The following is a 16,151-nucleotide window of genomic DNA, read 5'->3' as shown; positions in this document are numbered from 1 at the left end:
ATAATCAAAAATATTCCAAGCGAACAGAGAACATTTTCTCAACCTTCTTGACGGCATCCGCAACAGCAAACAGAACTACCCTGTCACCACCCTGAACAACGGTATTACCACGGGGCATGATAACCTGTTCTCCTCGCACGACAGCCCCGAGCATAACCCCCGGAGGCAGCTTGAAATCACGCAAGGATTTGCCCACCAAGGGAGATGTATCGACGGCAACAGCTTCAATGACCTCTCCAAACCCTTCCTGAAGGGAATGAACGGCATGGATCCGCCCCCGACGGACATGAAGCAGAATATTTGAAACTGTAATGCCGCGCGGATTAACAACAACATCAACGCCCAAAGGCCCAGCCAAACCACCGTATGTCGTTTTATTGAGCAGGGCGATGGTTCTCTCCGCGCCATAGCGCTTAGCAAGCATAGCCGAAAGAATATTTGTTTCATCGTCGTTGGTTAGCGCAATAACGGTTTCAACACGGTTGACACCGGCTTCTTTCAGGATTTCGGGATCCAGAACATCCCCATTGATGACCGTTGCCCGGCTCAGGGTTCTAGCAATGTATTCTGCCCTGTCTTTGTACAACTCAACCATACGTAAGGATATATCTGGGTGATCCTGCTCAATCTGCTGGGCCAGAAACAGGGCAATATTCCCACCCCCCAGTATCAAAATGCGGCGGGCCTGCGGTGCCTCTTGGCCAAAAGCAGCCAAGGCGCGGCTCACATGCTCTGTCGCCACGACAAAATAGACAATATCTCCTTCAAGCATTTGATCTTCTGCAGAGGGCACAATCGGGCGATCATTGCGGACGATACCAACGATAACCAAGTGCAAATCGGGGAACAAAGCCGAAAGCTGGCGCAAGGGCGTATGCAGAACCGGGGTATCCGGCGTACAGCGCACCCCCAGAAGCTGAACCTTGTTGTCAACAAGCGGAATAATATCTGTCGTTCCCGGAACCTGCAGTCGACGGGCAATCGCACGGGCAACCTCGATCTCTGGGCTGATAATCACATCGATAGGCAAATCATTGTGATTAAACAAATTACCCCACATGGGATCCAGATAGGACTGGCTCCGTACGCGGGCAATCTTGGTCGGAACAGAAAACAGGGAATGCGCGACCTGGCAGGCAACCATGTTCACTTCGTCAACTGCCGTCACCGCTATCAGCAAACTGGCATCACGGGCACCGGCCTGTTCGAGGATCTCGGGATAAGAGGCGTGACCAACCACGGCCTTTACATCCAGCGTGTCCTGTATCTTGCGGATCAATTCCGGCCGTTGGTCAACAACGGTAATATCGTTGTCCTTCTCGGCAGCAAGATAATGCGCAATGTTGTGACCAACTTGGCCAGCGCCACAAATAATAACCTTCATGGTCAACAGTCTCCGCTGTCCTGAACAAGCCAACAGGCAAGGATTACAGTGCCCTTACCTTCTCCTCGCTGGACACCCCGAGATTCTTCAGCTTCCGATGAAGAGCAGAACGTTCCATGCCAATGAATTCGGCCGTTCGCGAGATATTGCCATTAAAACGGGTAACTTGTGCCAGCAGGTACTCCCGCTCGAACATCTCACGAGCATCGCGCAGAGGCAACGACATGATTTCAGCCGATCCTTCAAGCCGTAACAAGACCTCCGGCACAATCAGGCTGATTTCAGCCGGTAACATATCAGCGCGAATCACGTCCTCGTTATCCCCGGGAGCCATGATCAACAGCCAATCAATCACATTGCGCAGCTGCCTGACATTACCGGGCCAATCATAGGATTGCAGCACAGCCATGGCATCATCGCCGATGCACCGAGGTAGAGCGCCGGTACTACGAGCAGCCTGCTCCATGATAACGCGTGACAGAACCGGGATATCCTCCCGCCTGTCCTGTAGGGCTGGAACATGTATTGGCACAACACTCAGGCGATAATACAAATCTTCACGGAACTCGCCTTGGGCAATGGACAGACGCAAGTCGCGGGTAGTCGTGGCAATAACCCGAACATCGACTGCTATCTTCTTGGTTCCCCCCACGCGCTCGAACGTCTGCTCTTGCAAAACACGGACAATCTTTCCCTGGGTTTCCAATGGCATGTCACCGATTTCATCCAAGAGCAGTGTGCCACCATCTGCCTGCTCGAACACGCCAATCTTTCTGGATGCTTGCTCTCCCTCATAGCCTCTTTCGGTCCCGAAAAGCTCTATCTCCATGCGGTCAGGGTGCATGGTAGCGCAGTTGACGCAAACAAATGGAGCATCTGCACGGCGGGAATGAGCATGTATCAGCCGGGCCACCACTTCCTTGCCGGATCCAGCCTGTCCAACAATCAGAACCCTTGACCCCGATGGAGCCACACGGGCAATCGCCTGTCGAACATGCGTGATAGCCATTGACGTCCCATGCAGATCAGATGGAACAGAAATAGCACTCTTTAGCTGCTGATTCTCCATGCGCAGGCGGGCGGCCTCAAAGGCCCGCTCGACGACCAGCAAAAGCCGGTCTGTCTTGAATGGCTTCTCAATAAAGTCATAGGCACCGTTACGAATGGCAGAAACAGCTGTTTCTATTGTCCCGTGGCCTGAAATCATAACAACGGGAACCAAAGGATAATCACGGCGCAGAATATCAAGAAGCTGGAGACCATCCATCCCGGAGCCTTCCAGCCATATATCGAGGATAACCAACCCCGGAGCCTTATCAGCAACAGACATCAGAGCGTCCTCGGTGCTACCGGCCCCGCGGGTCACATACCCCTCATCCTCCAGAATTCCTGACAGAACTGTCCGAATATCAGCTTCATCATCAACGATCAGGATATCACGTGCCATGAGACCAACGTGCTGCCTTGTGCCTGAAAATGTGAAATGTGCTCCGGATCAAGCAGAAACACCATCCTGTACTACAGCCGATTGAAATGTAAACAGCATCGAAATCTGCGCTCCTCCGTCAGAAGCGTCTTCAAGTAACAGATCACCACCGTGGTCTTCCAGAATTTTTTTGACAATCGCCAAACCAAGACCCGTGCCTTTGGATCGTGTTGTGACATAGGGCTCGACCAAACGCTCCCGATTGGCCTTGGGCAACCCACGACCATTGTCTGAAACCAATACCCTGATGACACCACCCTGTTCCCGAAGAGAGACGGTTATACAGCCGGGATCCGTTGGATTATCCCGTGATTCAATAGCTTCAACCGCATTCTTTATAATGTTTGTCAAAGCCTGTCCAACCTGACGCGTGTCACACAAAACGACGACCTCTTCTTCCGGAATATCCAGAACAAAGCGAATAGCAGGATAAGCTGTTTGTTGAAGAAAACTATATTGCCTTATGATTTCACAGAGATTTTCATTCTTCATAACAGGCTGAGGCATCCGGGCAAACGCCGAGAATTCATCAACCATCTGCCCTATATCACCCACGTGGCGAATAATGGTATCCGTGCACTGCACAAAAACATCCTGTCCCTCTTGTATCTGTTTAAGATAACGCCGCTTCAGGCGCTCTGCAGAGAGCTGTATAGGAGTCAGGGGATTTTTGATTTCATGCGCTATACGACGTGCAATATCCGCCCAGGCCGCAGTCCGCTGCGCCGCTTGCAAAAGGGTAATGTCATCAAATGTAATGACATTACCAATAACCCTAGAATCAACATACTCGGCGCTAACCCTGACCAAGAAGGTCAAATCCTTCCCCCCACGGCTCAGAACCATTTCACGCTGGGCTGACTGCCCCTCGCACAGAGTCTCCTTTTCGGGCAGAAGAGGAGAAAACTCAGGAATCACAATAGAGATATGCTGGCCTTCCAATGAAGAAACAGCCGGGAGATCAAGAAGAGTCTGTGCCGAACGATTGACCAGTGTCACGAAGCCATCGGGAGACGTTGATATAACGCCTGCTGAAACCCCCTCCAGAACGGTCTCGGTAAACCGTTTCCGCTCATCCAGGGTTCTATTGGCTTCTAAAAGTTCTTTTTGCTGGGCTGTAATACGCGCGGTCATCCTGTTAAAGGCACGGGACAAAGCGGCAACTTCATCAGAAGCATCAACTTCTGAAACACGTACGGCCATATCACCAACAGATACACGCTCGCTGGCATTAATCAGCTCCACGATTGGCATCGCCCAACGGTTAGCCAAGTTCAGGCCAACCCAGACAGCTGCCAACAACAGCAAAAGCGATACCACAATGAAAACCAATGAAAAACGCAGCTCGAGTTCGGCCCGACCTGACTGCATCCGCTGGTACTGCTGCACAGCATTATCTGTATTGTCGATATGTCGGATGACATCAGTATCAACAAAGCGACCAACGTACAAAAACATCTCGGGCAGGGTATCAAGACGCACCAAGGCACGAACCCTGTCTTCATTCTCGCCTGTCAGGACCGCAACTTCACCCTGATCTGCTTTCTCGAGCGCCCACAGGGGTACATCCTCAAACTGAAGGGAAAACGTATACCCTGCCCGCGCACCAACTTTACCACTGCGCTCAAACAGGACGGCTTCGGTCAATCCACGCACATAAACCTGGGTCTGCAGATAGCGCGACTGATCATCGGGATTTTGCAGAAGCCTTTCCCAGTTACGCTGGATATCACCAGCCACAACCAACGCCTGACCAGCTATGGCTTGGCGGTGCTCATCCAGATAGGCCTGCGCAACAGCCTGACTCTCGGACAGGACCGTCTGAACCCGTTCCCCAAACCAGAACTGGACCCCAAGGTTAAAAAACAAGGCTGAAAAGACAGCAACCAGAATTGTCGGGGTAATCGCTACAGCACCAAAAAGACCAACCAAACGCAAATGAAGCCTTGACCCTGCTCCTCCGGTTCGGCGTGCAAGCCAAAGCGCAACGATGCTGCGAATAACCAGCGCTGATAGCACCAAAAGAAGAATCAGGTCGAGATTCAACAAGACGGATAAAGCGTGCCCTCCATCTGAAACAGGTTCCCAGAATCCGGCAAGAACAGCCCATGTTGCAGCACCAAAGACCAAGGCTGCCGCCCCAAGAAGAACGGCAAGCTTTCTGGCCACACCCCCTTGGCGCAACCATGCATAAAAACGCATGACGGAACCATCTTGTACGGGCTGATTCATACAGATCCCCTGACTGGACTGATAGACAACGCCCTGATTTTCTTGCGCAATGTATTGCGATTCAGCCCTAGCAAGGCTGCAGCGCGGAGCTGGTTACCACCTGTAGCATCAAGCGCAAGCGTCAACAGGGGACGCTCGAACTCAGACAGCAAGCGGTCGTATAAACCGGCTGGGGGCAACCCGTCCTTATGCATGGCAAAGTAGGCTGCCAAACTCCGCTGTACGGCTTCGGCCAGTCCTTCAACTTGAATCGGCAACACAACAGCAGCGCAATCTTCCGCCCCATGGCAAGAAGGCAAGGCCGAATCACTCTCGTCGGAAGAATTCTTATTGAGCATGCCGCTTGCAAGGCCGGACGAAGACAATCCATCTACAGGGCAAGCATGTGAAACCACCGAGATACTATCCTCTCACATCAAGAAACCAACGGGATAAACTTTCTACACCTTCCGGATAGAGACAAGGATCGGATATCAAGCTGCCAATGGCGCTTTGTCAATAACCTGCTCAAAAAAGAGCGATATGGACAGCAAAGCCTCACGAGCTTCTGTCAACGTATTGAAAGACTCCCGGAAGGCAGAAGCGCCGGGAATGCCTGCCACTCCCCACGCGACGTGCTTGCGGGCAACACGCAAGCCAACATCTAGCCCGTAGTGAGCAATAATATCACTGTAGTGTTCAAGCAAAAGATCCCGACGCTCGGGAAGAGAAGGAGGAATAACCGCACCCCCACCCTGTAAGGCACGTGCCAGCCCCCCTGGCAGCCAAGGCCTGCCCTGTGCCCCTCGCCCAACCATAACGGCTGCCGCGCCCGATTGAGCCAAAGCAGCCTGGGCAGTGCCCAAGTCAATGATATCACCATTCACCACGACGGGTAGATCTACCGCCTCGACCACAGGACGAACGGCAGACCAATCAGCCTTTCCCGTGTACATCTGACACCGGGTTCGTCCATGCACCGTAATCATCGCAACACCACTTTCACGCGCTATCTGCCCCATACGAACCACATTCTGCGTCCCGGAATCCCAGCCAAGGCGCATTTTAACCGATACCGGCACGGAAACAGCGCGGACAACAGCTTCCATGATAGCGCCCGCCAAGACTTCATCCCGCATCAGGGCAGAGCCCGCGTGCCCTTTGACAACCTTCTTCACCGGGCATCCCATATTGATGTCAATCAGGGCGGCTCCCCTGCCTTCGTTCATTCTGGCAGCATCTGCCATGACAACAGGCTCATTTCCTGCAAGCTGGACAGCCATAGGGTGCTCATCCTGACAGGCCGTGCTCATACGCAAGGTATCCCGATGGGCACGGATCATCTGGGCGCTGGCGATCATTTCCGAAAAAACAAGGCCAGCTCCGTACCGTTTGGCCAGACGCCTGAAAGGCTGATCCGTTACCCCTGACATAGGGGCAAGAAGAACCGGCGACACCGCATCAAGGCGGCCAATCCGCAAAGGATCGAAGGTATTGTTCATGAATTCAGGCTTTTTCCGTATTGCCCTGTAATGTACCGAGAAGACCTGCCCCAAGGTCAGAGCAAAGCTTGGGACACAAACTTGACCCCAGGCCAAGCCAAAGTCAAAAAGAGCCATGCCAGCAACACAAGACGTGCAGCGACCCGTCCCCTTGTACCACTAACAAAACGGGCCACGATCAGGATCACAACCGTTACAAACGTCAGGATACTCAAGATGCTCTTGTGATTGAAATCAAGCAGCACCCTGTGCTCAAGCCAATTTACAGCAAGTCCTGAACATAAGCCAAGGCCAAGAACGAGCCCACCCTGAAGCAGCATGGCCAAAGACAGCGCCTCGCTCTCGGCAACGGAAGGCAGCTTCCGGGTCAACCTGTTTGGTGACTTATGCTTTAGCGCTCGCTCCTGCAAAAAGGCCGACAGAGCCGCAACCGCCGCAAATGTAAGAAGGGCATAAGATAGGATGCCAACAACCACATGCAGGAAAAACCATATCCCTTCGCCATCCGTTGCAGACACGACAGGAAAAGAAACATGCTTTTCCCCGAATACAAGGTGGAACAGGGTTGCTACCCCACCCAGCAATAGAAGGTAGGGGGCCAGAAGAAACAGCAAGCGCCACCCCTGCCGCAAGACCAAAGCACCAACGACAAACAAGACCAAGGTTGACGTAATTGTCACCCAAAGGGAAAAAGAGAACCCCTCACCAAAACCATAATGGTAGAATTCAATAGCTTGAGCCCCTGACCCAAGCACAGCAAGACCCAAAGCACCCCAGAATGCAGAATCCCGCCCTCCCCCGTGCCGGAAAACCAGAAGAACGGCAGGGATAAGGGTAAAAAAAGCTGGAATTCCATAGAGAGGCATTGCTGACATGGCCGTGATCATACCCGCTTCAGTGCAGAACTCAATCCCGGCAACACAGATAAAGATCTAAAGGAACGTTGACAACTCTTGGCGATGATCCAGAAGATTGCGTGCACTCAGCCAAAGATCCAAGGCTCTGCTGGCTTCAGCCCACAAAGCCTCTCCTTCTGCAGCCATTGCGCGCGCCTGCGCAACATCACCACCCAAGGCAAGATCCTCTATATCCCGCCCCAGTTTCATAAGCCTAGAAAAACCGAAGTTGCTGGCGGCACCGGCAAGCTTGTGCCCTGAACGCGCAAGCAAATCTGGATCGGATAATCCCAAAGCAACAGAAAGCTCGGATACCGCATTATCCATACTCCGTCGCCCTAACCCCAGAATAGCCTTGAAGCTTTCCGTACCCAAGGCAGACAGCCTGTCCGCAATGAATCCTTCATCTAGGGAGGGTGAAGCCGTAGATAAAAAGGCTACCCCGGCAGAAGCTGTATCATCTGCGGAACCCGATGACTGTATGGAGCGTAACGCCTGCCGAAATGATTCTATGCGTATAGGCTTGGCCACAACACCATTCATACCAGCAGCCCTGTAGCGCTTCACATCATCTTCAAAGACGTTTGCCGTCAATGCGAGGACAGGAATTTGCGCCCGCACCGGATCATCAAGGGCACGAATGCGACGTACAGCCTCAACGCCATCAATATCAGGAAGGCGGATGTCCATGAGCACAAGGTCAAAACATCCCTGTGATACAGCCTCAACGCCATCCTTACCTGTAGAGGCAACCGATACGCGGTGGCCTTCACGCTCTAGAAACATAACCGCAACCCTCTGATTTACCTCAACATCTTCAACCAAAAGAATATCGAGAGGCTCCCCGCGCCCCGGTTGAGGTGCCATTGTATCCGGACCAGCTGACACATCCATACTGCCCATGACATAGGTTTCCCGTTCTATAGGCTTCCCTGTCGCCATGAAAGACAAGGGCGCAATACTTTGCTCGTATAACCGGCGAGCGATACCGGTTTCACGGACAATGGTACCGTCTGCGGCGCGTTCACGAACCAGTGAGAGTTCGATTGTGGCCACCCTGACATCATCAATCTGAACGCGTACTGTATGGCGGGTTTCGTCCCATGATGGATCATCAAGAGAATGAATGAGTTGCGGGCGATCTTCTTCAGTAATTCTGAAGACGAAATCTCTCAGCCCAGCAGGCTTTGCACCATCCCGGAATCCCCAGATTGCCTCCAGTCCTGCTGACCAGCGGGTTTTCCCTGTAGCCGAGGATGTTTCATACCACCCCGTTGCCGTACACTCCTCCATATGCCGCAACCGGTCCTGTAGCTCGGAGACAAGGGCCTTTTGTGCGGAAAGATCCATTTGCGCCTTTTTCTCTGCTTCTGTGCTACGCAATAACACCTGAAAAAGCTTTGATCCTTCCTCGTGCACAATCGAAATTGAACAGTTTGCTGGTACCACGCGCCCATCACGATTACGCAGATGGATCTCGAAACGGCGCGTACCACCCCACTCAACCTCTTCGTCATGCTCCAGATGTCTCAGGGCATGCAGGAAGCGCTCTGCCCACTCTCCCGAAAGAAGGGAAATGGCTGAGCGCCCAATAACTTCCGGCCCACTCCAGCCAAAAAGAGCCTCGGCACCACCCTCGTAGCGATGAATCCTAGCCTCAGAATCCAAAGTCAAAACGGCTTCTGGTATATGTTTAAGGAAATTATCAATACGGATATGTAAGCTATTGATCCTAGAGGATGTATCCTTGATACGCTGCTCAAGAATTGCACGCAGGTCAAGAAGGTGCCGCAGCTCCAGTTTCCGGCTACGGCGGCTTCGTCTCATGTCACGGGCCGAAAGAGCACCACACACCAGAGCACTTCCCCCCAGCGACAAAGCCAGAAGCGAGGTATCGCGGCCACCGCTCCATCCGGAAACCAGATCATTGACGAGGGAAAGAATAACGCTGGCCCCACACAGGATAACCAGGGCAGGACGAAGCCTCTCCCCTCCCCGACCCAGACCGACCTCTAGAATGCCGATAGCAAAGCCGGCAAGGCAGAAGACGCTGACAATGGTGTGCAAGATCAAAAGGTGATTATAGGGCAGGAAAAAAGCAGACAGAAAGATTGCTGACACAAGGACAAGAACAAAAGGAACAACACGATACAAAACACGGCTGACCACCTGATCGCGCACGAGAAGAAGAAAGAATGCCGGCGCCATGGGCAATAAAGCCAAGGTAAGCCGGTCCATGGTTTCCAGATGGATCAGCAAGTGAGGGAAAAACAGACTGATGTCGGCAAGATTGATTCCCTGCATCGCGGCAAGAATCGCAAGACCGCCTGCATAATGAGAGCGACCATAGCGCCCGGATGGTCCAGCCATCCACAAAGCAAGGCCAAGGCCAAGGCAAAGTCCGGGCACAACAAGTGAGAAGAGGGAAAGGTCAATGATATAGGGGCGGCCCATTGGCGCCCTGAATGCCAAGGCCGGAGCAGAGTGCACAAGCAGAAGCCCGCCCATGAAACCGCAGATCACAAAAAGCAGACGCCTTTTGCTCATGGATGCTTTCCTTCCCGGACAGGCAGCGTAAGACAGCGGTTACGGCAGGCTACAACAAAGTATAGCTGCGCGCGAGCCTTGTTTAATACCGGTGCCTATCTGTGCCCCCCGGCCAGTAATTGCTGGCGAGTCAACCAGAAGACCTCCCCAAAACTGCTTTCTGTCTCGATCCACAAGAAGTCAAGATCCGGATACTCCGCCTCAAGAATCTCTCGCCCGGTACCGAATTCGCACAGGATACCGCCTTTTTCGGTCAAATAGTGCGGGCTCTCATGCAAAATTCTGCGAACAAGGTCGAGCCCATCCTCACCAGAGGCCAAAGCCATAGAGGGTTCGTGCCGAAACTCCGGCGGCAGAACCTCCATGGACGAAGCATCAACATACGGCGGGTTCGTCAGTATTACGTCGTATCTTCGCCCTTTTAAGGGAGAGAAGAGATCGCCCTCGAACAAACGGATACGATCCTCAAAAGCATAGTCTTTTACATTGCGCCGGGCGACCGACAAGGCCTCAGGAGACAAATCCACCGCATCAATGTCTGCTTCGGGAAAAACATGGGCTGCAAGAATTGCTAAGCAGCCCGAGCCGGTACACAGATCAAGAACATGGGCCGGTTCAGTCGGATCATCAACCAAGGCCAACCCTTCCCCGGAAAAAATACCCGAAAACAGGATTTCGCCAATGTAGGAGCGCGGAACAATCACACGTTCATCAACATAAAAGGGAAAACCCTGAATATAAGCGCGATTGAGAAGATAGGAAGCCGGCTTCCTGGTCTTTACCCGGGTCTCGATCAAACTGGCAAGACGGGTTCTTTCAGGCGTAGCCAGCCTAGCATCAAGATAAGGTTCAAGCTGGTCAACAGGCAGCCGCAGGGCCTCCAAAACCATAAAAACAGCCTCGTCCCACGCTGAAGCGGTTCCGTGGCCATAGCTGAGGTCTGCGGCATTGAACTGGCTGACAGCATGGCGAATGAAATCACGGACCGTCCTGAAATCAGCAACAGCAGTCACGGTGTCGATGCCTGTCATATGATAAAAACTCCCACAAACCCTGAAAATCCAAGCAAGAGCACTCTATCTACCAAGCGCGGCAAAGCGATACAATGCGTCCCTGAACAGTTTACGTATCTTGCCATATGATGGAAAACAGGATACGGCATCAAAAAGATGTATGCACCCGCCCTGGATCAGGAATGATACTCTCTCCCCTTGTCATGTCCGAAATACCCACTGCCCTAGGCACATTTTCGGCTTCTCTGGAAGGTACCGGCGCAGCGCAGGCTGCTGTTGAGCGTATTGCCTTTACTTTGGCGTATGTGGATTCCGGTGACAGCATCACACTTTCACAGTGCCCCGCACAACGTCAGGAAGCCATTGAACTTGCTCAGTCCTTTGGAATGTCTGTCTCATCACAACCGCCTGAAGACGGCTTTACATGGGATGGACAGGTCCTGAGCGGAAACATGGAACCATCTGTTATCATTCACGATGTTGCCCACTGGCAGGTTTGTGCACCTGAACGCCGTCACGTTCCTGACTTTGGCCTTGGTGCAGGGCCTGAGACGGGGCTCAAGGCTCAGGCAGACCAATGGATGAGCGTTCATGGCATACAACGTGAAATGGAAGAAGCCATGGCCTCGTTACTTGGTATCCTTTGGGAAGTTGAACTGGGACACCCGGCGATCTTGGCGTTCTTGGAACAGAATTGGCTGGAGGGTGGTGCTTCTCTTCACAATCGCCAACACTTCCTGAAAGTCTTCAATCATCTACAACATTATGGCTTGCTGGATACGACGGGACGTCCGACCAAGATCGTGCGCACAGCACCGGATACAGAATTTCTCGACATTTTCATTACCCCAAACGGGTCGTAAGCAAAGCAGTTTCAGAGCGCTCTGACCGACCAACAGCAACAGAACCATTGCAACCCTTGCAGAAAAGGGCATTTTCCAGTCATCGTGTGTAAGCGGTACCTAAACATCATATCGGGTACTGTTGTTTTGCCGATTGGGCAGACGGGGCAGACCATGTCATTCGCAACGGTTTTCGGTGCCATTCTGGGGTTTGGGTTGTTTGTCGGTGCTATTCTGCTCAGCACCGATAACTTCATGCTGTTTATAGATGTTCCCAGCTTGATCATGGTGGTGGGTGGCACATTCTCCGCGACCTTTGTGTCGTATGAGCCACGCTATGTCATACAGTCCATGCTGAGCCTGCAATCCATTCTCTTCACAAACAAGGTGGGGCAAGGCATCTTGACCCACGAGGTTGGACGGATTATCCGCTGGGGCTACATCATTCAGAAGAACGGATTGGCCGGGCTGGAATCGGATTCCGGAAAGGTACGAAAATCCGACCGCTTCTTGGGCTTTGGCATTGATCTTGTAGTTGCTGGTTATACAGGGCCGGAGCTCCGCGAGATTCTTGCGGCTACAGTTGAAAGTACGTTCCAGAGAAATACGGTACAGGCTGATATCCTGCGTAATATGGGCGGTATTGCCCCCGCTTTCGGCATGATCGGAACCTTGGTTGGGTTGATCATCATGCTGGACTCCATGGGGGGTGATCCATCCTCCATTGGTCCGGGTATGGCCGTTGCTCTGGTCACAACGCTATACGGCGTCATGTTTGCACGTATGATCTTGTTGCCTGCAGCTTCGAAAGTGCAACAGCGTGAAGAAATCATACGCTTCCGGAACTACCTTCTTGCAGAGGGGCTTGCCCTTCTGGCAGAACGTAAAAGCCCTCGCTACATTCAGGACAAGATGAATGCCTTCCTGGATCCAGCAGCACACTTCAGCATAGATCGGTCACGCTCCAACGCCTGAGCCAGCACGCCAGAAGGAAGACGACCATCATGATGGGTAATGGCAACAACCAGTTTTCCCGCCCCTCACCACCCGCAGATGATGAAAGCTGGATTGCAACTTTTGCCGATATGGCGACCTTGTTGCTGGCTTTCTTTATTCTGCTGGCTGCCATCTCGAAAATCGATGCTGTTGCCTTCGAGCAGGTCAGCGCCGGGATGGCCAAAGGGGTCGGAAAACGGGAGATAAAAACCCCGACCGAGGACCTAAAGCAGCAAGTGCAAAAATCTGTCACATCCCTAAAAATGCAGGATGTTGTTGCCATTTCTACAGACAGTCAGGGCATTGTCATGGAAATGGGCTCCGGGTCGTTCTTTGCCCCGGACAGTGCTGAACTGGATGAGTCCGCACGGGAAATATTAGCCAAAATCGCTGCAACAATTGGCGCAGAACAATTTAAAAGCTTTCAGATTGAAGTTCAGGGGCATACAGATGACAGTCCACCTGAAACACCTCAGTACCCATCAAACTGGGAACTGTCCGGTGCCCGTGCCGGCACTGTGGTGCGCTATTTCGAGGAGGCCGGGATTCCCCGGGCACGTATGAAAACAGTGGGAATGGCTGATACAGCACCAAAGGTTGCAAACCGGGGGCCTTACGGCGATGTACTTCCCCAGAACCAAGCCATAAACCGGCGTGTTGTGGTCCGGGTCTATCCACGGTGATGTCCTGATGATCAGGATAAAATAAGTTCCATTGTATCACGCGCAACCAAGGTCCCACTCCAGAGCCGTTTGGCCCGCTCCTCAATCTGGGACATGATCAGGTCATCGTGGTCTGGGTCATGATGGAAAAGCGCCATATTTCTAGCCCCTGCCTTCTGGCACAGACGCACACCTTCTTCCCATGTGGAATGGCCCCAACCGACCTTGGCAGGAAACTCCTCATCTGTGTAGGTTGAATCATAGATAACAAGGTCTGCCCCTTCGATCAGGGACAAGATTACGGAATCAGGCTCACCCGGCTTATGCTCCGTATCCGTCACATAACAAATCGACAGGCCATCCGCTTCTACACGGTATCCTACGGCACCATCTGGGTGATTCAAAGGTGCGGTACGCACCAGAACACTGTCGGAGAATGCCAGTGGATTACCTGCGTCATAATCTACAAACTCGAGACGAGCCTTGAGGGCCGAAAGGGGGACTGGAAACAGGGGGCTTGCCATTTGGGTCGAAAGAACCTGTTTAATCCCCCCATAATCGTGCAAATGGCCCGCATAAATGCGCATGGAGAAATCGGCACGAAATAGAGGTGCAAAAAATGGAAAGCCGCTGATATGGTCCCAGTGCGTGTGAGATAATAGCATGTTGGACTGCGAAATACCCCTGCGGAGCATATCATTGCCCAGACCACGCATACCTGTTCCCGCATCAAGAATCAGGTGTTGATCGTTGGCCGTAATTTCTACACAGCTTGTGTTCCCGCCATAAATCACATGGGAGGGGGAAGAGCACGGAATGCTACCCCGAACGCCCCAGAATTTAACGCGCAGGCTCATGACAGACCTGACCTGACAAAAACAGGCATTCCGGGCACGATCCCAAAAGCCGAGGCCATAGATCCGTTGCGTATCGCAAGCTCTACCAACCCGTTGGAATTGACATACCAGAACGGCACCCTGTTTTCCCCCATCCCGAATGTGCGCTGTCTGCGCAATAGATAGCCGCTAACCTCTAAAGTATCTTGATTACCTACATCCGCACCACGTATGCCTGTCATGGCATTACCATAATGATCAATATAAACTACCTTCTGCCACACGGCTTGCCCGATGCCTGCAGAACACCGAATTATGTCGTCAGAACCAAGAATAGTGGCGACAAGCGGCGCTCTACATGTGGGACTAGGGGTATATCCGCAGGCCAAGGCTGCCGCCGCAGGAGCAAAAATATCCCGGGCGTGAAACGTCGCACTTGCCGATTCAGGAAACCAATCAAGACTCCAGATCTGCGCTTGCGAATCATCATCGATAATCCGACTAAGCAACCCATTATCCGGCCCCACGTACCAAAAACCACGCGAGCACACAATCAATGCTTGGCGGCTGGTACCAACACCCGGATCGACAATACACATAAAAACTGTCCCCCTCGGAAAAGGAGAACCGCAGTAAGATGGTATCAAGGCTGCTGCAAGAGCTGGTTCAAAAGCAGGAAGATCATGAAATAGATCAATAATAGGGACAGACGGTACCTTTTGAGCGAGAACGGCCTTAACCTGACCAATATAAGGTCCACTCACCCCAAAATCAGTCAATAATACCAGCACAGCCCCTCCCTAGCACGCGCGGATCACCATGATCAGGCAAATTCAGGAATACCAAGAAAAGCGCGAACATCCTCCAACTCAGCAAGAACAGCCTCAAGCTCCTGCCTTTGCTCACAGGTCAACCCCTGAGAGAGAGATACGTCACTCTGAGAATCGATATCCTGCTCTGATGTAGTCGACACACGGCATTCAAGGGCATTTTGTTTTGTGCACAGCAATTTCTGCACGCCGCGAATTGTATAGCCTTGCTCATAAAGACATGAACGAATATCCATCAGCAAGGCAATATCTTTAGGCCGATAGTAACGCCGTCCACCCCCACGCTTCAAAGGCTTGATCTGGGAAAACTGGGTTTCCCAGAAACGCAGAACATGCTGGGGAACACCAAGATCTTCCGATACTTCACCAATAGTACGGAATGCATTCTCAGATTTTACGGGCTGTTTTTCTTTTCTAGACTGCACTGTTTTTACATCCTGAACTCGCCTGCACCGACACAGACGCTACAGGCTGAAATACTAGTGTATCCCTACATGATTATACAGATAAGGCACAAAGAAAGCAGGGCGCCACAAAATCTTTTTGGCGCCAGAACAGAAAAATAAAGAAACAGGGGGCCCGTATTAGCGAGCTTTTCCTGCTTTCTTGGCCAAACCATCATTAATCTGGTCCTTCAGCAACTGTGAAGGCCGGAAAGTCAGAACCCTGCGCGGGAGGATAGGAACTTCCTGCCCTGTCTTGGGATTCCGGCCAATTCTCTGCCCCTTCTGGCGCACAGAAAAGGTGCCGAATGAGGAAATCTTGACAATCTCTCCCTTAGCAAGAGCTTGGGAAATTTCGGCAAGGACCATTTCCAGCAAGTCTGCAGACTCGTTACGGGAAAGTCCCACCTCCTGATAGACAGACTCACTGAGATGGGCCCGTGTAATGGTGCGTTCCGACATGGAGACCTCGCTAAACCAATACCGCACATGACGGTATATGC

The 16,151-nt window shown here is 52.3% G+C and carries 15 protein-coding genes; 3 read left to right on the top strand and 12 right to left on the bottom strand.

From position 1 onward, the window contains the following. Window positions 1-4 precede the first annotated feature (4 nt). The 8 genes from trkA to prmB all read right to left on the bottom strand — a co-directional run bounded on the left by trkA (window position 5) and on the right by prmB (window position 11,057). Window positions 5-1,384 (bottom strand): Trk system potassium transporter TrkA, encoded by a 1,380-nt coding sequence (gene trkA / locus AY555_RS08300; RefSeq protein WP_066135519.1) that lies wholly within the window; start codon window positions 1,382-1,384, stop codon window positions 5-7. Window positions 1,385-1,427: 43 nt separating this feature from the next. After that, window positions 1,428-2,831 (bottom strand): nitrogen assimilation response regulator NtrX, encoded by a 1,404-nt coding sequence (ntrX, locus tag AY555_RS08295; protein WP_066135517.1) that lies wholly within the window; start codon window positions 2,829-2,831, stop codon window positions 1,428-1,430. Window positions 2,832-2,879: 48 nt separating this feature from the next. Then, window positions 2,880-5,102 (bottom strand): sensor histidine kinase NtrY-like, encoded by a 2,223-nt coding sequence (locus tag AY555_RS08290; RefSeq protein ID WP_066135516.1) that lies wholly within the window; start codon window positions 5,100-5,102, stop codon window positions 2,880-2,882. Next, on the bottom strand, window positions 5,099-5,497 hold the full coding sequence (locus AY555_RS12350) for a helix-turn-helix domain-containing protein (protein WP_066135514.1): 399 nt from the start codon (window positions 5,495-5,497) through the stop codon (window positions 5,099-5,101). Before AY555_RS12350 ends, AY555_RS08290 begins: the two co-directional genes overlap by 4 nt. A gap of 78 nt (window positions 5,498-5,575) precedes the next feature. After that, the gene (gene dusB, locus AY555_RS08280) at window positions 5,576-6,583 is read right to left on the bottom strand and encodes a tRNA dihydrouridine synthase DusB (RefSeq protein WP_066135512.1); all 1,008 of its coding nucleotides are present in this window, start codon (window positions 6,581-6,583) and stop codon (window positions 5,576-5,578) included. A gap of 56 nt (window positions 6,584-6,639) precedes the next feature. Next, the gene (locus tag AY555_RS08275) at window positions 6,640-7,458 is read right to left on the bottom strand and encodes a cytochrome C assembly family protein (protein ID WP_066136824.1); all 819 of its coding nucleotides are present in this window, start codon (window positions 7,456-7,458) and stop codon (window positions 6,640-6,642) included. Between the two features lie 57 nt (window positions 7,459-7,515). After that, entirely contained in the window at window positions 7,516-10,026 is a 2,511-nt protein-coding gene (locus AY555_RS08270) for a response regulator (protein ID WP_066135511.1), read from the bottom strand. Window positions 10,027-10,121: 95 nt separating this feature from the next. Beyond that, window positions 10,122-11,057, bottom strand: coding sequence for a 50S ribosomal protein L3 N(5)-glutamine methyltransferase (prmB, locus tag AY555_RS08265; RefSeq protein WP_209315761.1), 936 nt, complete (start codon window positions 11,055-11,057; stop codon window positions 10,122-10,124). Window positions 11,058-11,221: 164 nt separating this feature from the next. On the opposite strand from prmB, the gene AY555_RS08260 reads away from it, so the two are divergent. The 3 genes from AY555_RS08260 to AY555_RS08250 all read left to right on the top strand — a co-directional run bounded on the left by AY555_RS08260 (window position 11,222) and on the right by AY555_RS08250 (window position 13,560). Then, complete coding sequence (locus AY555_RS08260; protein ID WP_066136821.1) at window positions 11,222-11,902, top strand: hypothetical protein; 681 nt, start codon at window positions 11,222-11,224, stop codon at window positions 11,900-11,902. Between the two features lie 153 nt (window positions 11,903-12,055). Continuing rightward, window positions 12,056-12,856, top strand: coding sequence for a motility protein A (locus AY555_RS08255; RefSeq protein ID WP_066135509.1), 801 nt, complete (start codon window positions 12,056-12,058; stop codon window positions 12,854-12,856). Window positions 12,857-12,885: 29 nt separating this feature from the next. Next, window positions 12,886-13,560: an OmpA/MotB family protein gene (locus tag AY555_RS08250; protein ID WP_066135507.1), complete on the top strand. Its 675-nt coding sequence runs from the start codon at window positions 12,886-12,888 to the stop codon at window positions 13,558-13,560. Between the two features lie 11 nt (window positions 13,561-13,571). On the opposite strand, the gene AY555_RS08245 is transcribed toward AY555_RS08250, so the two are convergent. The 4 genes from AY555_RS08245 to AY555_RS08230 form a co-directional block, all read right to left on the bottom strand. Next, window positions 13,572-14,396 (bottom strand): MBL fold metallo-hydrolase, encoded by an 825-nt coding sequence (locus tag AY555_RS08245; protein ID WP_066135505.1) that lies wholly within the window; start codon window positions 14,394-14,396, stop codon window positions 13,572-13,574. Further along, window positions 14,393-15,166 (bottom strand): SAM hydrolase/SAM-dependent halogenase family protein, encoded by a 774-nt coding sequence (locus tag AY555_RS08240; protein ID WP_082811947.1) that lies wholly within the window; start codon window positions 15,164-15,166, stop codon window positions 14,393-14,395. Before AY555_RS08240 ends, AY555_RS08245 begins: the two co-directional genes overlap by 4 nt. Before the next feature lie 32 nt (window positions 15,167-15,198). Then, window positions 15,199-15,630 (bottom strand): MerR family transcriptional regulator, encoded by a 432-nt coding sequence (locus AY555_RS08235; protein ID WP_066135501.1) that lies wholly within the window; start codon window positions 15,628-15,630, stop codon window positions 15,199-15,201. Window positions 15,631-15,789: 159 nt separating this feature from the next. Next, entirely contained in the window at window positions 15,790-16,110 is a 321-nt protein-coding gene (locus AY555_RS08230; RefSeq protein ID WP_066135498.1) for an integration host factor subunit alpha, read from the bottom strand. Between the last annotated feature and the right edge of the window lie 41 nt (window positions 16,111-16,151).

Source organism: Haematospirillum jordaniae (genome assembly GCF_001611975.1).
Lineage (GTDB): Bacteria > Pseudomonadota > Alphaproteobacteria > Rhodospirillales > Rhodospirillaceae > Haematospirillum > Haematospirillum jordaniae.
Note: the sequence above shows the minus strand (reverse complement) of the source record. Positions and strands in the feature narration are given on the sequence as shown.